General features: G+C 27.4%; 22 protein-coding genes and 1 pseudogene. 20 read left to right on the plus strand and 3 right to left on the minus strand.

Annotation, left to right across the window (positions count from 1 at the left end; translation table 11 throughout):
- Positions 1 to 156: 156 nt before the first annotated feature.
- Positions 157 to 1,029 (minus strand): DUF1002 domain-containing protein, encoded by an 873-nt coding sequence (locus OW729_RS15520; protein WP_268062468.1) that lies wholly within the window; start codon positions 1,027 to 1,029, stop codon positions 157 to 159.
- Positions 1,030 to 1,699: 670 nt separating this feature from the next.
- Here OW729_RS15520 and OW729_RS15525 point away from each other — a divergent pair.
- The 7 genes and pseudogenes from OW729_RS15525 (at position 1,700) to OW729_RS15555 (ending at position 5,648) form a co-directional block, all read left to right on the plus strand.
- A complete protein-coding gene (locus OW729_RS15525; RefSeq protein ID WP_268062469.1) occupies positions 1,700 to 2,065 on the plus strand; it encodes a NifB/NifX family molybdenum-iron cluster-binding protein in 366 nt (121 codons plus the stop codon).
- A 20-nt stretch (positions 2,066 to 2,085) separates the two neighbouring features.
- Positions 2,086 to 2,916, plus strand: a complete 831-nt coding sequence (locus OW729_RS15530) for an ATP-binding protein (RefSeq protein ID WP_268062470.1) — start codon at positions 2,086 to 2,088, stop codon at positions 2,914 to 2,916.
- Positions 2,907 to 3,764 (plus strand): ATP-binding protein, encoded by an 858-nt coding sequence (locus OW729_RS15535; RefSeq protein WP_268062471.1) that lies wholly within the window; start codon positions 2,907 to 2,909, stop codon positions 3,762 to 3,764. The genes OW729_RS15530 and OW729_RS15535 overlap by 10 nt, the downstream gene beginning before the upstream one ends.
- 24 nt (positions 3,765 to 3,788) lie before the next feature.
- On the plus strand, positions 3,789 to 4,145 hold the full coding sequence (locus tag OW729_RS15540) for a NifB/NifX family molybdenum-iron cluster-binding protein (RefSeq protein ID WP_268062472.1): 357 nt from the start codon (positions 3,789 to 3,791) through the stop codon (positions 4,143 to 4,145).
- A 25-nt stretch (positions 4,146 to 4,170) separates the two neighbouring features.
- Positions 4,171 to 4,645 (plus strand): annotated as a pseudogene (locus OW729_RS15545) (Fur family transcriptional regulator).
- A complete protein-coding gene (locus OW729_RS15550; RefSeq protein ID WP_268062473.1) occupies positions 4,615 to 5,064 on the plus strand; it encodes a DUF134 domain-containing protein in 450 nt (149 codons plus the stop codon). Before OW729_RS15545 ends, OW729_RS15550 begins: the two are co-directional and overlap by 31 nt.
- A 140-nt stretch (positions 5,065 to 5,204) precedes the next feature.
- Complete coding sequence (locus OW729_RS15555) at positions 5,205 to 5,648, plus strand: staygreen family protein (protein WP_268062474.1); 444 nt, start codon at positions 5,205 to 5,207, stop codon at positions 5,646 to 5,648.
- Positions 5,649 to 5,860: 212 nt separating this feature from the next.
- Here OW729_RS15555 and OW729_RS15560 read toward each other — a convergent pair whose 3' ends face one another.
- Complete coding sequence (locus OW729_RS15560; RefSeq protein WP_268062475.1) at positions 5,861 to 7,102, minus strand: DEAD/DEAH box helicase; 1,242 nt, start codon at positions 7,100 to 7,102, stop codon at positions 5,861 to 5,863.
- 408 nt (positions 7,103 to 7,510) lie between these two features.
- Between OW729_RS15560 and OW729_RS15565 the strand changes: the two genes are divergently transcribed.
- From OW729_RS15565 to OW729_RS15625, 13 genes are all read left to right on the plus strand, one after another.
- A complete protein-coding gene (locus OW729_RS15565; RefSeq protein ID WP_268062476.1) occupies positions 7,511 to 8,149 on the plus strand; it encodes a hypothetical protein in 639 nt (212 codons plus the stop codon).
- 12 nt (positions 8,150 to 8,161) lie between these two features.
- Complete coding sequence (locus OW729_RS15570) at positions 8,162 to 8,716, plus strand: hemerythrin domain-containing protein (protein ID WP_268062477.1); 555 nt, start codon at positions 8,162 to 8,164, stop codon at positions 8,714 to 8,716.
- A gap of 95 nt (positions 8,717 to 8,811) precedes the next feature.
- Positions 8,812 to 10,479 carry a response regulator gene (locus OW729_RS15575; protein ID WP_268062478.1) on the plus strand — a complete coding sequence of 556 codons (1,668 nt, stop codon included), beginning with the start codon at positions 8,812 to 8,814 and terminating at the stop codon, positions 10,477 to 10,479.
- A gap of 349 nt (positions 10,480 to 10,828) precedes the next feature.
- Complete coding sequence (locus tag OW729_RS15580; RefSeq protein ID WP_268062479.1) at positions 10,829 to 11,368, plus strand: HD-GYP domain-containing protein; 540 nt, start codon at positions 10,829 to 10,831, stop codon at positions 11,366 to 11,368.
- A 112-nt stretch (positions 11,369 to 11,480) separates the two neighbouring features.
- Complete coding sequence (locus tag OW729_RS15585; protein WP_268062480.1) at positions 11,481 to 13,505, plus strand: methyl-accepting chemotaxis protein; 2,025 nt, start codon at positions 11,481 to 11,483, stop codon at positions 13,503 to 13,505.
- Positions 13,506 to 13,743: 238 nt separating this feature from the next.
- Positions 13,744 to 14,538, plus strand: coding sequence for a Na-translocating system protein MpsC family protein (locus OW729_RS15590; protein WP_268062481.1), 795 nt, complete (start codon positions 13,744 to 13,746; stop codon positions 14,536 to 14,538).
- A 192-nt stretch (positions 14,539 to 14,730) separates the two neighbouring features.
- The gene (locus OW729_RS15595) at positions 14,731 to 16,017 is read left to right on the plus strand and encodes a nucleoside-triphosphatase (RefSeq protein WP_268062482.1); all 1,287 of its coding nucleotides are present in this window, start codon (positions 14,731 to 14,733) and stop codon (positions 16,015 to 16,017) included.
- A gap of 326 nt (positions 16,018 to 16,343) precedes the next feature.
- Positions 16,344 to 17,411 (plus strand): helical backbone metal receptor, encoded by a 1,068-nt coding sequence (locus OW729_RS15600; RefSeq protein ID WP_268062483.1) that lies wholly within the window; start codon positions 16,344 to 16,346, stop codon positions 17,409 to 17,411.
- Positions 17,412 to 18,425, plus strand: a complete 1,014-nt coding sequence (locus tag OW729_RS15605) for a FecCD family ABC transporter permease (RefSeq protein ID WP_268062484.1) — start codon at positions 17,412 to 17,414, stop codon at positions 18,423 to 18,425. It begins immediately after the preceding gene.
- Positions 18,426 to 18,634: 209 nt separating this feature from the next.
- On the plus strand, positions 18,635 to 19,411 hold the full coding sequence (locus tag OW729_RS15610; RefSeq protein ID WP_268062485.1) for an ABC transporter ATP-binding protein: 777 nt from the start codon (positions 18,635 to 18,637) through the stop codon (positions 19,409 to 19,411).
- Between the two features lie 167 nt (positions 19,412 to 19,578).
- Positions 19,579 to 20,280: a purine-nucleoside phosphorylase gene (deoD, locus tag OW729_RS15615; RefSeq protein WP_268062486.1), complete on the plus strand. Its 702-nt coding sequence runs from the start codon at positions 19,579 to 19,581 to the stop codon at positions 20,278 to 20,280.
- Positions 20,281 to 20,526: 246 nt separating this feature from the next.
- Complete coding sequence (locus OW729_RS15620; RefSeq protein WP_268062487.1) at positions 20,527 to 21,441, plus strand: tetratricopeptide repeat protein; 915 nt, start codon at positions 20,527 to 20,529, stop codon at positions 21,439 to 21,441.
- A 159-nt stretch (positions 21,442 to 21,600) separates the two neighbouring features.
- Positions 21,601 to 23,271, plus strand: a complete 1,671-nt coding sequence (locus OW729_RS15625; protein ID WP_268062519.1) for a glutamine--tRNA ligase/YqeY domain fusion protein — start codon at positions 21,601 to 21,603, stop codon at positions 23,269 to 23,271.
- An 804-nt stretch (positions 23,272 to 24,075) separates the two neighbouring features.
- Here the strand turns inward: OW729_RS15625 and OW729_RS15630 are convergent.
- Positions 24,076 to 25,311: an aminopeptidase gene (locus OW729_RS15630; RefSeq protein WP_268062488.1), complete on the minus strand. Its 1,236-nt coding sequence runs from the start codon at positions 25,309 to 25,311 to the stop codon at positions 24,076 to 24,078.
- Positions 25,312 to 25,487 lie beyond the last annotated feature (176 nt).

Here is a 25,487-nt window from a genome sequence, read left to right on the forward strand (position 1 = left end):
CGCCTTTCTTAATTTTTCTGTAGCAAGAAAATTATACTTCAAGGCTTGGTATTATCCACTATTTATTTTTTGGAAACTATAATATGGAAACCAATAAAGTTTTCTTTGTACAAAACTTAGGTAATTATACAATTTCCTCAATTAATAGTGTTCTTATTAAGAGAAAAGATTTGAGAAAAATTCTTTAATTGAATCTAATAATTTGCTAAAGAAACCTTGAGCTTCCTCACTTGTTAGAGTCCCTTTTAATTGTTTTGTAACATCATTTAGTTGGTCTTTTATTTGTTTAAAGTCTAAATCTAAGCTATTTATTTTTTCCATTAAAGCAGTTATTTTTTTCATATCTTCATCGCTTAAACTTTTGTTATAATTATTTGTTATATTTGTTACTATTTTTTCTATTTCTTTTTCAGTTTTAGGTTTTTCTTTAACTACTTCTTTTTTTACTTCATTTATTAAATTAGCAGCCTCATCTTTACCTATTTTTTCACCTAAATCACCAGTGACAACTAACTCTTCATTAGCAGCTTTTTTCTTGTTTTCATCAATTTTTTTACCACTTTTACTGTTTTCAAATCCCTTTAATATTCCTGTAAGAGCGGCTGTACCTGATACGTTAAAAGGAGCTCCTGCTTTAACATTAGCGTTTTGTATACCGGCAGTGATTAAAGCATTTTTTATCATACTTTGGGTAACCCAGTACATATTATGGGTAGAGATATTTAATCCACCTTTGTCAGTAGGTTCTACGTAAGAGCAAGATATGGCTCTTGTCCCTATTTGTTTTGGAGAAGCTACATCTTTTAAGTAGTTATTTTCTTCAGCATTAGTAACTTCTATTACATTAGCTTCTTCTTTATTAACACCAAAATATTTAAGCATGTCTTCTTTTTGTTTAGAATTTAAATCTGCACCTAAAGTAACAACCTTAAAAGCATCTGCATAAGCTTTATTTACTGGCATAGACATTATTACAGATACAGTAAATAACATAATTAAAAATTTACTCATGATTTTTTTGAAATTCATATTTTCAGTCCCCTTTATTTTTTTGTAATGAATAGGATTCTTGGTTTCAGGTGGAGTTTTTAATCCATCTGAAAGGTATTAACAGACTCCTTAGAAATTTTACTCCTTAGAAGTCGTTATCCTTTAGGAGAATCCATTATCCGGGGTCGGTCCATCCTTTACTTCCACTTTAGAGAAAAGCAGAGAGGTGAAATCTTCGATTTGGTGGGAATCGCTTTCACAGAATGCGATGGGAGTATTAGGAGAGATAGACATCGGATAAATTAAAACATAAGCTTTTGGTTCATTTAACCAATCTATTATATTATATATATGAATTTAAAAAGTATAAATAAGGTTACAAAAAATTATTTAAAATTTAATATAATTTTAAGTATTTGTTTAATAATATGATATAAAAATGAAAATATATTTAATTTATTATTAAGATATTTTACACATAAAGCCTATAAGTGGAATTATTTAACTTATAGGCTTTTGGTGGTGCAATAATTTAGTGGGGTATATCTGGATGTTAAAATTATTGACACTTTAATAAAGGATTATAACCATAAAAGTAAATAAATTCTATTATATAATTGGCATTTGACAATAATTCTGAAAAGCTGTATTATATAAATAGCAAATGCCAATAATAAATTTAAAAATATATGATTTAAGGAGGAAAAAAATGAAAATAGCGATTTCAACAGAAGGGAAAACAGTTGATAGTGTACTAGATAATAGATTTGGGAGATGTGATTATTTTCAAATTCATAATACTGAAAATGGAGAGGTTAAGGTTATAGAAAATGAAGGGAAAATATCAAGTGGTGGAGCAGGAATAGCGGCATCACAACAACTACTTGATGAAGGTATAGATGTTATTATTACAGGTAATCTTGGACCAAATGCATTTAAAATAATAAACAAAGCAAACATAAAAGCATATCAATGTGATGAGGTTTCTATAAGTTCTGTTTTAGAAAAGTATAAAAAAGGAGAACTTACAGAATTAAAAATGCCAGGAAGAGCTCATCATGGATTAGCACATTAATTTTGAGGAGGAAATAAGAAGTGAATATAGCAGTATTAAGTGGTAAAGGAGGAACAGGAAAAACTACAGTTTCAACTAATCTTGCTTTAGCTCTTAAAGCTAATTATATTGATTGTGATGTAGAAGAGCCAAATGGATTTTTATTTTTAAAACCAGAAATAAAAGAAATAGAAAGTGTTAAAGTAGAGTATCCATTTATAGATGATGATAAATGTACCTCTTGTGGGGAATGTGTTAATGTCTGTAATTTTAATGCTTTGGCAAAAGTGAAGGAAGACATAATTTTATTTGAAAAATTATGTCATGGATGTGGAGCTTGTGAAATTGTCTGTAAAAAAGGTGCTTTAAAATATAAAAAAAGAGAAATAGGAAATATTGAAAAAGGGAAAATGCAAGGAATAAATTGTTCTAGAGGCATTTTAAATATAAGTGAACCTATGGCTGTGCCTGTAATTAATAATTTACTTAAAGGACTTGTAAAAGGGGTGAATTTAATTGATTGTCCTCCTGGTACTTCTTGTAATGTAGTAAGTTCTTTAAAATATGCAGATGGAGCAATACTTGTTACAGAGCCAACTGAATTTGGACTTCATGATTTAAAAATGGCAGTAGAACTTGTAAAGATGTTTAACATCCCTTTTGGTATAGTTATAAATAAAGATAATGGAAGTGAAAATATAGTTAAAAAATATTGTAAGAAAGAAAATATAGAGTTAATAGGTTCTATTCCATACAGTAAAGATATAGCAAAGATTTATTCAAAAGGGGAATTAATTTATAACAATATAGAATATAAAAATATTTTTGATGAGCTATCAGGAAAAATGAAGGAGGTGCTAAGGTGGAATTAGTAGTTTTAAGTGGTAAGGGAGGAACAGGGAAGACTACTATTGCAACGGCACTATCTGAGATTATTGGAGATGTAAATAGGATAGATTGTGATGTAGATGCTCCTAATTTGTACCTTTTCTATGAAGGAGAAAATATAGAAAAGAGAGAGTTTATAGGTGGCAAAAAAGCAATAATAGATAGAAATCTTTGCATTAAGTGTGGCAAATGTGAGTCTACTTGTAGGTTTAATGCTATAGAAAATTTTAAAATAAATTCTTTTCTCTGTGAAGGGTGTGGAGCTTGTACACTTATATGTCCAGCTAATGCCATAAAATCAGAAGAGGAAAAAATAGCAGATACTTTTATTACAAAATTGGATAAGGGAATTATATCAAGGGCAGAAATGGGAATAGGAAGCGATGGTTCAGGGAAACTTATAACTTTTCTTAGAAAAGAGGAAAAACGATTTTCTAAAGATGCAGATCTGACTATAATAGATGCTTCTCCTGGAATAGGATGCCCAGTAATATCTTCTATAACAGGTAGTAATGTAGCATTAGTTGTTACAGAACCAACTAAGTCAGGACTTGAAGATTTAACTAGAGTAGTTTCTTTATGTGAACATTTCGGTGTATTTACTATGGTTTGTATAAATAAATGGGATATAAATGAGGATATGGCAAAAGAAATAGAAGATTTTATAGAAAAGAAGAATCTAAGTTTAGTAGGTAAAATACCATATGATGACACTGTAATGAAATCTATTAATGAATTGAGGCCTATAACTTATTATGAAGAGAGTATAGCTAATAAAGCCATAAAAGACATGTGGCTTAATATAAAATTTAGATTAAATACACAAAAATAAAAAATACTTTAGGAGGAATAAAAAATGAAAATAGCAGTTGCAAGTGAAGGAAAATATGTAAGTGGACATTTTGGACATTGTGAAGGTTTTACAATTTATGATTTAGAAGGAGAAAAAATAACAAATAAAGATTTTAAACAAAATCCAGGGCATAGACCAGGATTCCTTCCAGTATTCTTAAAAGATTTAGATGTAAACATAATTATTGCAGGTGGTATGGGAGAAACTGCTCAACAATTATTTAATGAAAAAGAAATAGATGTAATAGTTGGGGCTCAAGGCGTTTGTGATGATGTAATAGAAAGTTATATAAGAGGTGAGTTAAAGTCTACGGGAAGTGTTTGTAGAGAACATGAGCATGAAGGGCATTGCAATGAGTAAAGATATAAAACTAAAGGAATTTTAAATGAATAAAAATTTAGCTTATTTTAAAAAAATAATTGAAAATGATGGACACAAGTTTACTAAACAAAAGGAAAGTATATTAAAATTTTTAGTTAATTCAAAACAACACTTTAATGCAGAAGAAATATATGCGAAAGTGAAAGAAAGTAATATAGGATTAGCTACAGTATACAGAAGTTTAAAGGAGTTTAGTAAATTAGGTATAGTTAAGGTGATAAATGTAAATGGCATAAATTATTATGAAATGAAGATATTTAGTAGGAATCCACTGCATATACATTTTAAATGTTCTAAATGTAATGATATAATAGATATTGATGATAAAGAATTAAATTTTCAATATGTAAAACTGAATGAAAAAATTGCACTAAATAACAATTTAGATATATATGATGTAAACATAATGTTCACGGGATTATGTAGCAAATGCAGGGAGGAATAAGTTATGCCAAGACCAACCAAGTTTAGAAGGGTAGAATTTTTCCCCGAAAATACTTGCTTTGTACCTTTGGGAAAGTCAAAATGCCAAATTGAAGAGATACTTCTAAAGGTAGAAGAATTAGAAGCTATGCGATTAAAGGATATAGAAGGATTGAATCAAGAAGAGTGTGCGCTAAAAATGCAAGTATCACGCCAAACTTTTCAAAATGTAATTGATAGTGCTAGAAAAAAAGTTGCAGTAGCTTTAACTGAAGGCAAAGCTATAAAAATAAGTGGTGGGCACTATACAACAAAGATGTGCAAATTTAGATGTGTAGATTGTGGTGAGATCTATGAAATAAATTATGAACAGGATATATATGCTTGTCCTAAGTGTGGATCACAAAAAGTTATGTGTACTAAAAAAGGGGATTTTTGTAGAAGATGGTGCAAGGGAGATAATGTAAATGATTAAAAAAAGAATCACGTAAGTGATTCTTTTTTTATATAATTATATAGAAGCCGTTTTAAAAGGAGGTAAATAGTTTGGTGTAAATTTCCTTTAGTGATCTTAAAACATATTATCATATAAAATTTTATGAGAAGGTGAAAAAAGTGGGCAGATTAAATCCTGAGAAGCTTTTTGTTGAGTTTAAACCAGGAGTTACTTTTATAGAACCGATTGTTCCTAGAAAATATACTTTAACCCATTCAGATATAACTGCAGAACTTTTTCTTACAATCGGACTAGTATATGATTATGAGAAAATAAATCCTATGAGAGATGAAGTGCTAGGTGAATGGATGGATTTAGATAATAAGTATTTTTTTAATATATATTTATATGTTGGACAGTTTACTCCAAAAGTAGTGGCTATACGTAATAAAATTTTCAGAAAGGAGTTACCTTTAGCTATTGAAGCAATAAGATATGGGGATAGAAAATTTTTTGATGTCCATAAAGAGTTAGACAATGTTCCAATAATAGTATACTTCAATTCAGCTATTCCTTATTATAATAGGGTTGAAAATTGGGGCACTTTCTCAGAATATAAATAGAAAAGGATATAAACCCTAGTTATATAGGGTTTATAGTTTAAGTAGTCTTTATCTCATGTCTAAGCATTCTAATACTCCCATCTTTTTTAGTGAGAGTAAAGAATGACACGACTCTGGATAACGGTTTCTAATATAGATTGTATAATGCTAGTCAGTTCTTTATTTGTACACTATGATGTATAATTTTGATTAAAAGTACTTTTAATCAAAATTTATTTTTTTAAATTAGATTTTTTAAAGGTATTTTTTTCCTTTGAATTAGAGTTTCGTTTAAATTTAGTTTTACTATTAGTTTTGCTAGCTGTTTTAAACATATCTGGATTTACAAGAGAACCTCTAGATAGTTTTTTTTCTTCAATTTTTATAGCAAAATCTTTTTCATATTTTTTAATTAATAGGAGTTCTTTTTCTGTAACTATGGAAATAGAAGTTCCTAAAATTCCAGATCTTCCAGTTCTACCTGCTCTATGTAGATACTCCATTGAATCTTCAGGTAAATCTAAACTAAATATATGAGTTACACCTTTTACATCTAATCCCCTAGCGGCTATATCGGAAGCTATTAAAAGCTGAAATTTTCCATTTCTAAAGCCTTCTAAAGCTTTTTTACGTTCTTCTTTTGATGAACTACCATATATTCCATATGCTTTGATGTTATGATATTGAAGTTTTTCTGTAGTTAGCTGAATTTCTTCACTTTTATTTATAAATACAATTGCTTTTTTAGGGTTTAAGGCAGCTATAAGCTTTCTTAGGATTACGATTTTGTCTCTTTGCTCTCCAGTAAGGTACATATGAGTAATATTTGGATTAATTAAGTTGTTTTCTTTAATTCTTATAACTTCAGATTCTTTCATTAAATTTTTTGCTATATTTATTGTCTTTTCGTTTATAGTGGCTGAAAATACCATTAATTGTCTATCTCTCATTGTAGTTTTTATAATATCTTTTACTACATTTAAGTTATTTTGATCTAGAAGTTTATCTCCTTCATCTATAACGATGGTTTTAATAGTATGTGCGCTTATTTTTTTCTTTTTTATAAGCTGAAGTATTCTTCCAGTAGAACCTACGATTATATGAGGTTTTTCTTTCAATTTATCAATTTGTCTTTTTACATTAACTTCTCCTATTATAGTAGTAGAAGTTATATTCATTCCAGAATTTTGTGATAAAAGTTTTATTTGTTTATCTATTTGCATAACTAATTCGTGAGTTGGAGCTAATATAATTGATTGCATTTCTCTTTTTTCGCTATTTATCTTTTGAAATATAGGTAATAAATAGGCTAAGGTTTTTCCGCTCCCTGTTTCTGATTGCCCTATTATATCTTTATTTTCTAATGCTAAAGGTATTGTTTTTATTTGTATATCTGTAGGTTTAATTATACCTTCTTTTTTTAATCCTTCTATCAACTTTGAATCTAAATCTAATGTATCAAATGAATTTATCATGTGCAATCTCCCTTTTTGAATTACTTATATTAATCATAAATGTATAGATATTTCTATAGTCAAAAACTTATATAATTTTATACTTAGCTTTTACCTTTGTCAATTAAATTATAAATACAGCAAATTAATCTATATTACTTGATATTATGAAATATTATAAAAGAATATTATTTTGTTAAAAAAATAAGTGAAAAGATTGTTAAATAATTATCTTTGTAACTTATGTTACATATCACATTACATATAAAGATTATAATAAAAATAACCATTAAACAAGATGTAAGATTGTTACGCTCAGTTGAAATTTAAATTATATTTTAGGATTATGAGTAATTAAAACTAATTTCAGAAAGAGTAATAATGAAGTTTTTACGTAAAATAAAAATGATATTAAAAGGAGATGAAAACATGAGTTTATTTTTAGGAAAAGTACATTATTGGTTATTTAATAAAATAGAGTGGTTTGAGAATCTAGAGGAAGAGATAGTAAATTTTGCTCAGAAAGAGAACCTTCCTGTAAGAGAGTGGAGAGAAGCAATTTATGAAAAGTACGGAACACCTACGGAAAAAAAGTCTTTAGAAGAAATAATAGATACTTCAAATATTCATGGTTGGCTTCAAAGCAGGATAGAAGCAGCTGAAAAAAGACATGCTGCATGGATTACAAAAATATTAAATGAAAATATTAAATATAAAAATGAGCTTATAAAGATATTTGAACAGCAAGGAAAAGAAGCAGGAAGAGAATATAGACTTCAAGATGTACCTATTGAAAATACAGAAGATATATATAAAGCATTAAATGATTTTATACTTGAAGGAATGCCTTGCGATAGAGTGAATGAAGTTACGAATATAAGTGAAGATGAGTTTTCATGGAGAACTGTAAGATGTTTGCATAAAGAATACTGGGAAGAAATAAAGGGAGATGTAAAAAATTTTTATGAGTTGAGAGAATCGTGGATTAACGGATTTGTTAAGGAGGTTAATAATAAGTTTACTTTTCAAAGATACGAAAATGGAATTCAAAAGATAATAAGAAAGTAGGAGGAGTCGTATATGAATGCTATAGAGCTTATGGTTTATGAACATAAAAATATAAAGAAGATGCTTAATGTTCTTAGAAAATATTGTCTTAAGATTTTAAAAGATGAGAAAGTAGATTATAATGATTTTTATAAAATAATAGATTTTGTAAGAAACTACGCAGATAAGCATCATCATGGAAAAGAAGAAAAGCTACTTTTTAATAAAATGATTGATGAATTAGGAAATCTTGGAGAAAAGCTAGTTAAACATGGAATGTTAGTAGAACATGATTTGGGAAGATTGTATATAGGAAATTTAGAAGAAGCAGTAAAAAAAGTACAACAAGGAAATGATGAAGCAAAATTAGATTTAATAGGTAATGCTATAGCATATACAGACTTACTTAATAGACATATACAAAAGGAAGATGATGTAGTTTATAAGTTTGCAGAAAGAAGCTTAAAAAAAGATATTTTAAATAAGCTAGATGAGGAGTGCGTTTCCTTTGAAAAAACAGCAGAGAACGAACAAATTCAAAAAAAATACATTGAACTGATAGAAGAATTATCAACAAAAATTAAATAAAATAGCATTAAAAGTAAATAGTATATTTAGTTATGTTAACAATGCTACGAAAATTGTATATAATAGATATAGTTATATACAAGGAGAGTATGTTGATGTTAGATATGAATAAGACTTTTCTAGAATATGAAGTAGAAGATGAAGAGAAAAATATGCAGCTAAATAGTAATGTAAATTCAAATAAAACTTATAATAAAGAAAATTCACTATACAGTCAAATACATTTAGGGTTAGGCTTAAGTGAGTTAGTGGATAATATAAACAATATAGGCGTATTTATTTTAGATAATTCCTATAAGTATATAATGGCTAATGGGAGTCATAAAATTTTTATGAAAAAACTTCTTGGTATAGACATTAAAGAAGGAATGAATATTTTAGATATATTTGATAAGTTTTATAATAATAGAACAAAAGAAAAAGTTCTCAATAATATAAAAGAATATATGAATTTTGTTTTGAAAGGTAATAAAATTAATAGAACTGAAGAAATGTTGATAGAAGATGATATCATTCAGTATTTCGATGTAGAAGTGGTACCAATCAAAAATAATAAGGGCGAAGTTACAAGAGTTGGAGTATATTTTTTGAATATAACAGAAAATGTAAATATGCATAAACTTTTATTAAAAATGAAGATGGATATAAACTCAGAAAATAGTGATAAGCTGGATTTTTTTAAAAATATTAAACATGAGATAGAAGTTCCTATTAGTAATATAGAAAAGAGTATAGATAACTTATTACAAAGTCAATTAAATAAAAAACAAATAGAGCAGATGAATATAATAAGAAGTTCTACGAACCATTTAGTTCAAACTATAGATAATATTTTGGATATGGGTGCAACTAAATCTGGCAAATTTAGTGGAAATATAAATTCTAGTAGAAAAAAAAAGAATGAGTCTATAAGTAAAAAAACATTAATTTTATCACAAGATAAAGAAGAAAAAGAATATAAACAAATAAAGCATAATGTTAAAAGTTTAAGATGTAATTCGGATAAAGAGATAAAAATATTAGTAGCTGAAGATAATTTAGTAAATCAAATGGTTATTGGTGAACTAATAAAAATGAGAGGGTGGAATAGACAAATTGTAAATAACGGGAAAGAAGCTATAGAAGCTCTTAAAAAAGAAAAATATGATTTAATACTAATGGATATTTCTATGCCTATTATGGATGGAATAGAAGCTACAAAGCTAATTAAAACCAAAAAACAATGGAAGAATATACCTATAATAGCTTTGACTGCATATGCATTGGTGCAAGATAAAGACAAGTTCAGCAAACTAGGTATGGATGACTATTTGCTAAAGCCATTAGATGATAAAAAATTAGAATCAATTGTATCAAAACATTTAAATGTGACTAATAGGTATTTAAACAAAGAGGATAATTATTTTGATACTAAAGAATATGATGAAGGCTTTATAAGGTTAGAAAAAATCTTAGATGGCAATCATGAGTTAGTAGTAGATCTAGGAGAAAAAATAATAAATATGCTTTCACGTAATGAATTAAATAATATAATACATTTAGTTGAAAATAATGATATTTCACAACTAAGAAGTGAGCTGCATAGGATTAAAGGAGCGGTGTCAAATTTTAAACTTGTAAAGATACAAGAGATCTTGAATAAAATTAAGGAAAGGTCTATATGTGGGGATATTAAGGAAATTTATAAATTAATTGATGAAATAGAAAAAAATATGGAGATATTTGAAGAAAGACTTACAATATATAAATATAAATGCGGTTAATTTAGAAAAAATCCATATTTTAAAACTTGAGCTATTTTTAATATTAATGTAAAATTTAGATTGATTAAATATTTTATTCTTACACTAAGTCTAATTGATATGATTGATAGAGAATAATTAATTATTTAGCTATAGATATGTCAATTAAGTATTATTAATTGTTATATAAAAAAGTAAATTTTTCTGGTATGTATGTATAGAGGGTAAGATTTTATCTTGCTGTATGTGAGCCAGCATAGTTAGTTTTTAATTGCTTTAAATATGAGCAATGAAAACCGATTATGTTGGCTTTTTTATTTTAGTTTTTTATTCATAGAATAAGGTGTTTAAATGTAATGGAGGGATCGCAATGTTGTTAAATGATTTTAAAGTTGCAAAAAATGAGAGTATAAGTTTAGAAATTTTTCTTCATAGTAAAAGAGTTTCTCTGTATGCTAAAAGAATAGGAAAGAATATGGGTTATACTTCAAAACAAATTAATTATTTGATTTTAACGGCTTTAAATCACGATATTGGTAAATGTAGAGTACCTCAAAACATTATTAATAAAAATGGAACATTATCAAAAGATGAATACGAGATTATTAAAAAACATACACAATATGGGGCAAATATATTAAGAGAATATGGATATTCAAAGGAGTTTTGTGAAATTATAAAATTTCATCACGAAAACTTTGATGGAAGTGGATACTATGGATTAGTTGGTGAAAAAATTCCCATAGCTTCTCGTATAATTCATATAGTAGATGAGTATGATGCTATGGTATCTAGAAGGTGTTATAAAAAAGCTTATGATGAGGTTGCAGCTTTATCAATTATAGAAAATGAAAAATTTAAATATGACCCTGTAATTTTTCAGGTGTTTATGAGCCTTATTAATAAGTAATGGAATGATATAACTATACAACAATGCAATCCTAAAATTAAGGGATCTATTTAAATAAGTACATTAAAAGATTTGCATTTGTAGATTTAAAACAAAAGAAGGAGAGAAAACTATGAACATTAATTTAAAACTAAAAGGTAACAAACTTTCAAAAAGTGTTGGAACCAGAATTATGGTAGAAATTATTTCTTTAGTAATTATAATTTGTGGTATCTTAGGGGCAGTATCTTATTATAGTGCATCAAATGCATTAACAGATAATATAAAAAGGCAACTTGAAAATAAAACTAAATCGGCCTCTTTGATTTTATCAAGAGAAATAGAGGAAAAAAAGCATCAGCTTAACATCATTACAAGTTGGGAAGAAATTAAATCAATGGATATAAATAAACAAAAGAATGAGTTAGTTGGTGAATGTACAAAATGGGGATTTAAAAGACTACAAATTTCAGATTTAAGTGGAAATATACGTGACATTGATAGCAATAAAGTAGTTAATGTATCTAATACAGCATATTTTTCTAAAATAAAAGAAGGAACTCCTTTTATTACAGATGTTTTAGTTAGTAAATTTGATAATTCTTATATAGTAAATATAGGTGTACCTATTAAAGATAAGGGTGGAGTTGTAAAAGGAGCTTTAATTGGAAGTATAGATGTAAAAAATATAAATGATGTAGTAAATAGTGTTAGAGGAGAGGAAGAGGTTATTTTTGTTTTAGATAAAGAGGGAGATTATGTAGCAGACAATGAAATAGAATTAGTATTAAAAGGAACTAATGATATTAAAAATTTAGCAAATGATGAATCAGCAAAGCCGTTAGTTGATTTAGAGAAAAAAATGATAAATGGGGAAAACGGCTTTGGAACATATTCCTATAAAAATGAAGAAAAATTTACAGCTTATCAACCAGTAGCAAATACAGAATGGTCTATAGCGTTATCTGCTAATAAAGGAAAATTATTTAGTAAAGTGTATATGCTAAGGAATATAGAAATTATAGCAACCATAATTTTTATTATTATAGCTGTAATAGTATCAAAAATTATATCAAAAAACATTAAAGATTCTCTTGTTAAAATGAAAAAGCATTCAGAGGAACTAGCTAAATGTAATTTAGCATATAAAAATGATATAAAAAGTTTAGATGAATTTGGACAAACTGCTGAAGCTTTAAATAATGCTTGTTACATTTTAAGTAATACTATGGAAGAAGTAAAAGGGGAAAGTAAAAATATAATTGAGAGTAGTGACACTACAAGAGATATGTTTGAAAAATTAAATGATCAATTGCAGCAAGTAGCAGCATTTACAGAAGAAATTTCTGCAAGTATGCAAGAGTCATCTGCTGGTGTAGAGGAAATAACTTCAATGACTATGTCTATAAAAGAAGATATGAATAACACAGCAGAAAAGGCAAAAGAAGGACTTGATTTAGCTGTAAATATAGAGAAAAAAGCTGAACTAGTTAATGAAGATACATCTAAATCTATGGTAAGAGTAGAGAAGATATATGAAGAGTCTAAAGAAAAATTGTGTAAAGCTATAGAGGATGCAAAAGTAGTTGAAAACATATCAGAGATGGCAAATAGTATTCTTGGAATTGCTGAAAAAACTAATTTGCTTGCGCTTAATGCAGCCATTGAAGCAGCAAGGGCAGGGGAACAAGGTAGAGGTTTTGCTGTAGTTGCTGAAGAAGTTAGAAAATTAGCTGAGCAATCATCAGAAGCAGTTACAAAAATTCAACAAAATGTACAAAAAGTATTAACAGCGGTGGATGAGCTTTCAAGTTCTTCTGAATTTGTATTAGAACTTTTAGATAAGGATGTATTATCTGATTATAGAAAGCTTATAGATGTTAGTAGTCAATATAAAGATGATGGTACTACAGTTAAAAATCTTATAAAAGATTTTGCAGATATATCGGAGAATATAGCTTTTTCTATAGAACAAATGTCAAAAGGAATGGAAGATATAGCAGCTTCAGTAACAGATGTAGCAAATTCTTCAGAAGAAATTGCCCAAAATGTAACTCAAGTTAATGAAAAGCATAATTTAATTTTACATGAGACTAAGAAAAATGTAGAAAGTGCAGAGCAACTTGCGGAGTCTATTGATAAATTTAATATTGTATAAATATACGATGCAAATAAAAAACTATTGATAAATATAATAATCAATAGTTTTTTATTCGTATTATAAAAAATCAACATTTTTCAAATTTAAATATAAAATTATTTTATAAAATTATAGATATTTATAGAATAATTGGTATAATAATCAAGTATTTGAATATAAAATACAGATATGATAAAATTGACTTAAAGTTTAAAGCGGATAATTAAACATATTATAAGGAGCGACCTATGAAAATATGAAAAATGTTGATTTAATCATGAATAGTATTAAAGTATTATATGTAGAAGATGAAGAAGTAACTAGAATTATTACTAAGAAAATATTAAAAAAAATAGTTGGAAAAATTTTTATAGCGAAAGATGGACAAGAGGGTCTAGAATTATTTAAAAAGTATAAACCTGAAATTGTAGTGACAGACTTGAGGATGCCTATTTTAGATGGTATTGATATGATAAAGAATATTAGACAATTTAACCAGGAATGTGGAATCATAATAAATACTGAGGTCGAAGATATAGATTATATTTTAAAGAGTGTGGATATAGGAATTGATAAGTACATAGTAAAACCTATAGAAGAGAAAGAAATAGTAGAAGCTTTAAGAAAAGTTCTTTTTAAGGTAATTCAAAGAAAAAAAGCCAATGGAAATTTATATGAGATATTGAAGATAGATAAAGAGGATAAAATTAGAATAGAAGAAGGAGTAAAAGCTAAAGTTCCTTCGTTTATAAAAAAGTATACTGGAAAAGGACCAAAAGATGTTAAGGCATCATTTTTAGGAAACCAAATTGAAATAAGACAATATGACATCCTTACCTCTATGGAAAAAATTTTATTGGAAAATAGAAATAATTTAATGTTAGTTAAATATTATAGGAAATTATTTTATAAGGAAATAGAAAATGAGTTTGTAAATTTAATACAAGAAATTGTTGGAATGAATTTAGAAATTGTGAAAATTTATACTAATCCCTTAGAAAATATGGAACAAATTGTGTTTGAGTTAAAATTTAATGAAAACTGTAACTAAAGCTGTAGGTAAAAGTGTTTTATACACCTTTATCTACAGTTTTTTTATAGATATCAAGTTTTAAATCTAAAAGTTACTTAATTAAAATACACTAATATGGAATTATAATTAAGTAATTTATTCAATTATATGGTATGAATGTTGCTTAAGTATAAATATAATATTTTATAATTAAATTTGGAGGAATAAGAGATGTATAATTTATTTTTAACAGGAGAAATTAAAGTGGGCAAAAGTACATTATTAAATAATGTAATTGAGAAATTAGATAGTTCAATAGGTGGTTTTACAACAGAACCTGTATTTAAGGACAAAAAATTGAGTAATTTTCAACTAATTTCTTTATATGATGGAAGATACGGATATGATATAGGCAGAATAGATAATATGAAAAATAGAATGGAAGAATACACAAAGATATTTGATAATGAAGGGGTTGATATTTTAGAAAGAAGTATTAAAGACAGAGAAATTATAGTTATGGATGAAATTGGAATAATAGAATCTAAGGCTTTTGAATTTCACAATACAATAAAAAAAGCATTAAATTCACAAAAGGTTGTAATTGGAGTTTTAAAGAAGGCGAAAAATGATTTTTTAGATTACATAAAAAATAGAGTAGATACTATAGTAGTAGATGTTACAGAGAGTAACAGAGATGTATTAGAAGAACAATTAATAGATATTTTAAAAAAATGGGATATTAAATTAAAAACTAGAGGTTTTATGGGATGGAGTAAAGAAAACAAGAAGTTTTATAATGAAGCTCTTGAGCATCCAGGGAATGAATATCCTCAGGTTTTTATAGAAGAAATGAGAAAAGATATTAATGAATTTAAAAATATTAAAGTTTTAGATATTGGAGCAGGTACAGGAGTTTTTACTTTTCCACTATTAAATGAAGGAGCGGAAGTTACAGCTGTAGATTCGTCTTTTTCAGCTTGTGAAAGTATAAGGGAAAAAGCTATAAAAAAGCATATACATAAAATGAAATGTATAATATCAGATTGGACAAAGATAAGCTATGATGAGAAATACGATATAGCTATTTGTGCATTTTGCTTTAATGGAGTAGAAGATAAATCATATTTAGAAAAGCTGATAAAATGTACAAAACAAAGGATATACATAATTACTTATAAACAAAAATATCATAAAAATTTTAAATCAGATGAATTTTATTCTAGGATAGGAAGAAAACCAAAAAAATTTAGTTGTAATAAGAAAAATATATTTAAAAATTTGGATGAAATAAAATGTAAGTACTCTTTCAAAGAAATAAAATTTCCTTTTAGTCAATATTTTAAAAATTTTGATGAAGCTAGAAGCTTTTTTTATAATCACTTTAAAATAGAAAGTGAAAAAGATAAAAAGATTACAGATGAATTTATAAAGGAAAATTTAAAAAAAGTTAAGAACGAACTTGTATTTCCAAATTATAGAGAGAGCATAATGATTAATATAGATTTATCAAAATGATAAATCTATATTGTTTTGATAAACAGGCATATGCTATTAAAAATAAATAATTTGGATAATGTATTTATTAAAAAGCTAATTTTATTTTTATCAATTTGATAAAAATACTAAAATATATCTATAAATGAAATAAAATATAAAAAAGTTAAAAATATATATTTAAAATTACTAGAGATATGAGCAATTAACTAGTGTTAAAGGGAGTTAATATATTTTTAAATATGTAAAAATATATAATGTAAACTAATTTATTAGTAATGGAATGAAATTTGCTTGATATATACATAAACTTATTAATACATAATTTACAGAAAGAGGGTAGCAAAATGAAAAACAGAAGTAATATTAAAAAAGTTTTCAGCTTAATTTTAGTTTTTTCGCTAATTATGAGTCTTATGGTGGGATGTGGCTCAAAAAAAAGTGAAAGTACTGCTACATCTAAATCAACTAGCACAAAAAAAGTAAGTTTTAAGGATGGGATCAATAGAGATATAGAGCTAGACAAGCCTGCTGAAAAAATCGTTGTTTTTTCACCATGCTTAAACTATGTTTGTGCTTTAAATGCTCAAGATAAAATTGTAGGAGTTGGAACTAAAAAGAGTATAGAAGCAAAACTTGTGAAAAAATTAATACCTAATATTGAAAAAATCCCAGATTGTGTAGGAAGCACAAAAACTCCTAATATAGAGCAAATTATGTCTTTGAAACCTGATCTTGTAATAATTTCTGAAAAGTCTAAAGGAAACCTAGATGTATTAGAGAAATCTGGTCTTAAAGTATTTGTTGCAAAAGGAGAAGATATAGAAGGTCTTAAGGATACTATCTCAAATTTAGGTATAGCTTTAGGAAAAGAAGATAAAGGTAAAGAATTTGTAAAATATTATGATGACAATATTTCAAAAATTAAAGATAAAGTTAAGAATGTAAAGAATGAAGAAAAATTAAAAGTTTATTTTGCAGGATCAGATATTTTAAATACTTGTTCAAAAAATATGTATCAAAACTTTATTATTGATGTTGCAGGAGGAAAAAATGTATCTGCAGAACTCAGTGGTTCTAGATGGGTAAAAGTTTCTCCTGAACAAATTTTAAAATGGAACCCTGATGTTATTTTTATACCTCAGTATTCAAAGACTACAAAAGTAGAGGATGTTTTAAAAAGTGAGAAGTGGAAAAATATAAGTGCTGTTAAAAATAAAAAAGTTTACTCTTTTCCATCAAATTTAATTTCATGGGATTATCCATCAGCTCAAGCAATTTTGGGGGTAATGTGGACAGCAAAAATTATTAATCCTGAAGTATTCAAAGATATGGATGTAGAGAAGGAAGCAGATAATTTCTTTAAAGAATTCTTTGGAAAAGGATTCAAAGAATTAGGAGGAAAAATAAACTAGATGAAGCATAAGAAAATCTTAGGAATATCCTTAATGTTATTAATAATGTGCATTTTTATATCATTTAGTATAGGAAGATATAATATCTCAATAAATACAATAATGTATCTAATAAAATGCAAAGTATTGAACAGAAAAGTAATAGACGAAATGCAGAATGCATATATAGCTTTTTGGATAATTAGAGTGCCGAGAACCATAATGGCTGCTATGGTAGGTGCTGTTCTAGGAGTTACAGGAGCTTTATTTCAAGGGGTATTTAGAAATCCCCTTGTTTCTCCAGATGTGCTAGGAATATCATCTGCAGCTAGTTTTGGAGCGAGTATAGCTATTATAGGATTTGGTTCTTCTATGATTTTTATACAATTATCCTCATTTACATTTGCGTTATTAGCAGTTTTATTTGCTTTAGTTTTAGGAACTAGAGGAAGAGGACATTCTATAACTACTTTAGTATTGGCGGGTATAGTAATATCATCTTTATTTTCAGCGGGAAATTCTATTTTAAAATATATTGCAGATCCCTATACAGAGCTTCCAGCAATAACATTTTGGAGTCTAGGCGCTTTTAACAAAGTAACTTGGGATAACATAGTACAGTTTTTACCTATATTTATAATATGTTTTGTTTTTATTTATATGTTAAGGTGGTATATAGACATTTTATCTCTTGAAGAAGAAGAAGCTATATCCCTTGGAGTAAATGTAAAACTAATGAGGATAATATTGATAATGTTTTCAACTTTTATGACTGCATCTTCTATTTCTTATTGCGGAATTATAGGGTGGATATCTCTAATTATACCTCATATAGCTAGATTTATAGTAGGACCGGAAAATAAATTTTTAATTCCTTTCTCTGCTTTATTTGGCGCATTATTTACATTGATTATGGATGTTTTTGCAAGAAATATATTAGCAGGGGAGATTCCAATAGGTATTCTCACATCTTGTGTAGGAGCACCATTCTTAGGATATCTTTTAGTGAGATATAGTAAGAAAGATATGTTTTAGAATATGTTATTATATTAATTAATGAAGTTCTATAAGTCTAAACCTGTATAGATACATACAATTTTTTTAGTTAAAATATATAATTAGGACTACTAAAGGAAGTTTTAAAAGAATGTAAAACAATATTTTTTAAAACAGAGCCAAAATAGTACAGAAGAATATTATTTTTACAAATATATTAGAAAAATATTTAGAGGATGTGAAAATATATGGATCTACTAAATGTGGAGAATATTTCATTTTCTTATGAAAGTAGACAAATTTTAAAAGACATAAGTTTTTCAGTTGAGGAAGGCAATATATGTGGAATATTAGGTCAAAATGGTACAGGGAAAACTACTTTACTAAAATGTATTCATGGACTTTTAAAACCTAAACATGGCAATGTTTTAATTAAAGGTAAGTCTGTTCATTCTATGAATTGTAAGGAAAGAGCAAGAAATATAAGCACAGTACCTCAAAATATAAACATAATTTTTTCATATACTGTTTTAGATGTAGTTTTAATGGCAAAAGTATCTAAAGTCAATTTATTTACTTCACCTAGTAAGGAAGATGAAAAAGAAGTTATTAAAATATTGAATAGTCTTGAAATAGGTCATTTATCAGATAAAAGATTTAATGAATTAAGTGGAGGAGAAAAGCAGATGGTTTTAATTGCTCGTGCGATGTATCAGGATACTCCTATAATATTATTAGATGAACCAACGGCTCATTTAGATTATAAAAATCAAATTATGATAATGGATACTATTAAAGACATAGTTAATAAAAAGAATTTAACTGCTATTATAAATATACATGATCCTAATTTAGCACTAAATTATTGTGATAATATTATTATGATAAAATCAGGAAGAGTATTAATTAAAGGAAAGACTAGTGATATAATATGTGAAAATTATTTAAGTAATTTATATGATATGCCTGTTTTGGTAGATAAAACTCAAAATGGTAGATCAGTAGTTGTACCTTTTAGTGCATAAATTAATGTTTGGTAAATTGCCCCATAATTCATATGTATTTATGAGTTGTGGGGTAATTTAATAGTATTAAAAAGGTAGTATATGTATTTTAGTTATAATTTGTTATAAAATAGAATTAAGATTAATCATATAGTTAAAGTTAAATTAATAAAAAGGAGGAGTAATAGATGAGTGTACACATAGGAGCAAAAGAAGGACAAATAGCAGAAACAGTACTGTTACCAGGTGATCCAATGAGAGCAAAATTCATAGCAGATAATTTTTTGAAAGATGTTGTTTGTTATAATGAAGTAAGGGGAATGTATGGTTTTACAGGTACTTATAAAGGAAAAAGAGTTTCTATTCAAGGGACAGGAATGGGAGTTCCTTCTATATCAATATATGTAAATGAATTAATACAAAGTTATGGGGTTAAAAATTTAATAAGAGTGGGAACTTGTGGATCTATGCAAGAAGAGGTGAAAATTAGAGATGTAGTTTTGGCTATGACTGCATCAACAAATTCAGGAGTAAACAAGCTTCGCTTTAATGGAATGGATTATGCTCCAACAGCTAACTTTGATTTATTAAAAAAGGCTTATGATATAGGACAAAGCAAAAATTTGAATATGAAAGTAGGAAGTGTGCTTACTAGTGATTCATTTTATAATGATAATCCAGAAGAATGGAAGCTTTGGGCTAATTATGGTATTTTAGCAGTAGAAATGGAGACAGCTGCTTTATATACTTTAGCAGCAAAGTATAATGTAAATGCTCTTACTATCCTGACTGTTAGTGATAGTTTAGTAACTTTTGAAGAAACATCAGCAGAGGAAAGACAAAATACATTCACAAAAATGATGGAAATTGCTCTTGAATTAGCAGAGTAAAATTATTTGCAAGGCATATAGGGATTATAACTATATGCCTTTAATCTATAGTTTTTTAAGTTGAAACTATTAGTAATTGTAACTTAAAAAAATAGAGAGATCTAAGGGGGAAGACATGAGACTAATAATGTAAATACAATAGGTTTATTATATAATAGTGTTTATATTGTATAAATTAATGTAATTTAAGAAAAATATTATATAATAGATGATGAGAGTTTGTTTTGTAAAAGAAAGGGTTATAATATGGAAATTAACAACTATATGTTTAATAATTATAAAAATATTGCACAGGGATTTAAACAAGAAAAACAATCTTTGAAAGCATTAAAATTTTTTAATAAAGCCTATAAATATGAAGAGGGTAAAAAAGATATTGAGCTACTCATCGATATTGCGTTGGTTTACCATGAATTAGGTCAGATGAAATCAGCAGAAAAGAAGTATTTTGAAGCTTTAAATATAGACTCTAAAGAATCGCGAGTTTATTATGGGTTGGCTATTTTGTATGATGAAGAAAATGATTACGACAAAGCTATTAAATTTTACAAAAAAGCTATTGAGTTTAATCCATATTATGATAGAGCTTATTTTTTTCTTGCAGATATCTATGATAGAATAGGCGATAAAAAAAGAGCGATACAATTATATAAAAAAGTAATAGAAATTCAACCAAATGATTATTGGGCATATGTAAATTTAGGTTCTATATATGAAGAATTAAATGAAAATAAAACTGCTTTAGATTTTATGAAAAAGAGTTTAGAAATAGATCCGTCGCATTATATGGGATTATATAATATGGGAGTTATTTTAAAAAAAATAGGATTAATAGATGAGGCAATAAATTATTACATAGAAGCAATAGAACAAAACCCTTATTTTCCTTCCAGCTTTTTAAATTTAGCTGTAATATACAAAGAAAATAAAGATTATAAAAAGGCTATAGAAATTATTACAAAAGGAATTGAATTTAATTCAGAGGTGGGATATCTATTTTATAATAGGGCTTGTTTTTTTGCTTGTGAAAATAGATTAGATGAGGCTTTAAATGATTTAACCAAAGCAGTAGATATATACCCTAATTTTATAGAATATATAAAAAAAGATGAAGAATTGAAAATGGTTAGAAATTTAGAAGGGTATAAAAAGCTACAGTAACATATATTGTTTACTTTATAGATATTTGCTATTATAAGAATGGATTATAGCAAAGTTTTATGGTAACATTAGATAAGAATGGATTGTCGTTAAACTTGATGTACGTTAATTTTTAGATAGGAGGAAGTGCGACACATGAAAAACATAGAAAAAGAAGAAATGAATAAAAGTAAAGAAGAAATAGCTGAAGATTCTAATGTGTCATCTAATTTTATACATAGTATAATAGATGAATATGTAGAAGCTAATCCTAATAATAAGATACATACTCGTTTTCCACCAGAACCAAATGGGTATTTACATATAGGTCATGCAAAGGCTATATGCATAGACTTTGGTACAGCTCAAAAGTATAATGGATTATGCAATTTAAGATTTGATGATACAAATCCTACTAAAGAAGATGTAGAATATGTTGAATCTATAAAAGAAGATGTTAAATGGCTTGGATTTGATTGGGGAGACAGATTATACTATGCATCTAATTATTTTGATAAATTTTATGATTATGCTGTTAAATTAATCAAAAAAGGGAAAGCATATGTAGATGATTTGAATGCAGAACAAATAAGGGAGTATAGGGGAACTTTAACAGAGCCAGGTAAAAACAGCCCTCACCGTGATCGTTCAGTGGAAGAAAATCTTGATTTATTTGAAAGAATGAAAAAAGGAGAATTTCCAGATGGTTCAAGAGTGTTAAGAGCTAAAATGGATATGGCATCTCCAAATTTAAATATGAGAGATCCAGTTATATACAGAATTTCTCACGCTTCTCATCATAATACAGGAGATAAATGGTGTATATATCCTATGTATGATTATGCACACCCACTTGAAGATGCTATTGAAGGGATAACTCATTCACTTTGTACATTAGAATTCGAAGATCATAGACCTCTTTATGACTGGGTTCTAAGAGAATGTGAAGTAGAAAATCCACCAAGACAAATAGAGTTTGCAAGATTAAATGTTACAAATATGGTAACAAGTAAGCGTAAACTTAAAGCGTTTGTTGATGATGCTGTAGTTGATGGATGGGATGATCCTCGTATGCCAACTATTTCAGGTTTGAGAAGAAGAGGGTATACTCCAGAAGCTATTAGAGATTTTTGTGATAGAGTAGGGGTTGCAAAGGCAGATTCTATGGTAGATATAGCATTACTTGAGCACTGTTTAAGGGATGATTTAAAGTTAAAAGCATCTCGTGTTATGGCTGTATTAGATCCTATAAAAGTTGTTATAACTAACTATCCAGAAGGGCAAGTTGAGTATTTAGAAGTAGAAAACAATCAAGAAAGTCCAGAAATGGGTTCAAGAGAAGTTCCATTTTCAAGAATTCTTTATATTGATAGAGAGGATTTTATGGAGAATCCACCTAAGAAGTATTTTAGATTATTCCCTGGAAATGAAGTAAGATTTAAGAATGCTTATTTTGTTAAATGTAATGAAGTAATAAAAGATGAAAATGGAGAAATAGTGGAATTACATTGTACTTATGATCCTGAGACTAAGAGCGGAAGTGGATTTACAGGAAGAAAAGTTAAGGGAACAATTCATTGGGTAAGTGCACAACATGCAATTGATGCAGAAGTTAGATTATATGATTATTTATTAGTAGAAGATGAAGAGAATGAAGGAGAAATGAAGTTAAATTCTGAATCTCTTAAAGTACAAAAGGCTAAATTAGAGCCAGCTTTAGGAGAAGCGAAATCAGGAGATAAATTCCAGTTTATAAGACATGGATACTTCAGTGTTGATACAAAAGATACAACTAAAGAAAAACTTGTATTTAATAGAACAGTATCATTAAAAAGTTCATGGAAAAAATAATATTATGAAGTAATGAGTAACGGCATAGAAATAGGTTTTTCTAAATATATGTAGTTATCCATTAAACCTTCAGGACGCAGAGAAATACTAAAGGTATATTCTTCTAAAAATGTTACCCTCGCTATGGAGAGTCCGTTCCCCAGCTCGGCTGTCGGAGTCCAGTGGGGCAATTACACATTTTTAGAAAACTACACCTTAAGTATTTCTAGTTGCTACTTCAAAGTTTAATCGGCTAACTACATATATAAGAAAACCTTATTCCTATGCCTTGATTTTTTATAATTAATATAGTTTAACATGAATATTGGGGAGAAGAGGAAGACTAAAGGATGATTTTCTTTCTTAGGTCAGAAAATCTTAAAACTAAATAGAAAGTGATTTTAAAACAAACCATCAGTATTTAAAATTAAAAAACTATTTATAAAATTAATAGTAAATAAAACCTTAAAATAAAAAGGTTTATAAAATATAATACTGTAATGATATAAGTAGTATCAATAGTATTACTTTAATATTAAAACTTATTACAGCCTACGGCTTAACATTTATCTTATTATGTTCAGAATATACTATAAATAAAAATGCTTAATCTAAAATTCAGTAATATTTCTGCTAGCTACCGCTTTAAAGAGCTTATCAGCTCTTTTATTTAGACTAACCAAAAGAGTATAATGAAAAATTAATTTTTCATTATACTCTTATTTTTACTTAGTTTAAAGATTTTCTAACACTAGGAAGAAAATCCTCCTTTATTATTCACTATTCTATGTTCACTAATCGCTACCATAATGTTGCGACGCAACATTATTCTATTCTCCAATTACCGTTTTGGAATATTTGTGTTTGTTCTCCTTCTTTTGTTTCTCCAAAGATATTAAGGTCTGATGAACCTACCATAAAATCTACATGAGTTAAAGAAGTATTAGCGCCAGCTTTTTTTAGTTCTTCTTCGTTCATTTCATTTCCACCATCAATGCAAGTGGGATAAGCACTTCCTAAAGCTAAATGGCATGAAGCATTTTCATCAAATAATGTATTATAAAATATAATATTTGAATTTGAGATAGGAGAATCATGAGGAACTAACGCAACTTCTCCAAGGTAATGAGATCCATCATCTGTTTCTATTAATTTTTTTAATGTTTCATAGCCTTCTTCTGCTGAAAAGTCAATAATTTTACCATTTTTAAAAGTAAGAGTAAAGTTATCGATTAAATTACCACTATAATTTAATGGTTTTGTACTTTTTACTGTACCATTTACTCCAGTTTTTAAAGGCAAAGTAAATACTTCTTCTGTTGGCATATTAGCCACGAAATATGTACCAGCAGCATTATATTCTCCACCGCCAGCCCATAAATGTTTTTCGGGAAGTTCTATAGTTAAATCAGTTTCTTTAGAGATAAAGTGTAGCTTTTTAAATTTCTTATTGTTTAAGTAATTAACTTTTTCAGACATATTTTTTAAATGTTCATTCCATGCATCTATAGGATTATTTTTGTCAACCCTAACTATTGTAAATATAGATTCCCATAGTTTCTCAATGGCTTCTTTTTCTGAAAGGGTTGGAAACACTTTTTTTGACCACTCTTTTGTTGGAACTGATACTACAGACCAAGAAACTGTACTATTCATTATGTATTCTCTATAATTTTTCAAAGCAAGTGATCTAGCTTTATTAGAGGCAGCAATTTTTTTTGAATCTACATTTTTTAAAAGTTCGGGGTTTGAAGCAGATATAGACAAGAAAGCAGCTCCCTCTTTAGCTAACTTTTCAAGTCCATCAGCTCTCCATTTTGGGAACTCATTAAAAGATTCTTCGGGAGCATTCATATATTTTATAAGAGCAATCTCTTCATCACTCCATTCAACATGAACATTTTTTGCTCCTGTTTTATAAGCGCATTCTGCTATAAGTCTTGTAAATTCTACACATTCTATTGGTGAATTAATAACAAGAGTTTGATTTTTTTGAAGATTTACTCCTGTTTTTACTGCAAGTTCTGCATATTTTTTAAGCATAGTGTGAAAATCTTTCATTTTATCACTCCTTTAGTTTTTGCACAATATTTAATATTAGTTTACCCTAAATTATGTATTAGTCAAACATAGTTATATGTGTAAAAGCTATAACTTACAGAAATGTAAGGTTAATATTGCAAAATGTAATATTATTGAATTGAATTGATTTTTCTATACCTATATAATTATTTTAT

The sequence above is a fragment of the Clostridium brassicae genome, from assembly GCF_026738875.1.
GTDB classification, from domain to species: Bacteria; Bacillota; Clostridia; order Clostridiales; family Clostridiaceae; genus Clostridium_H; species Clostridium_H brassicae.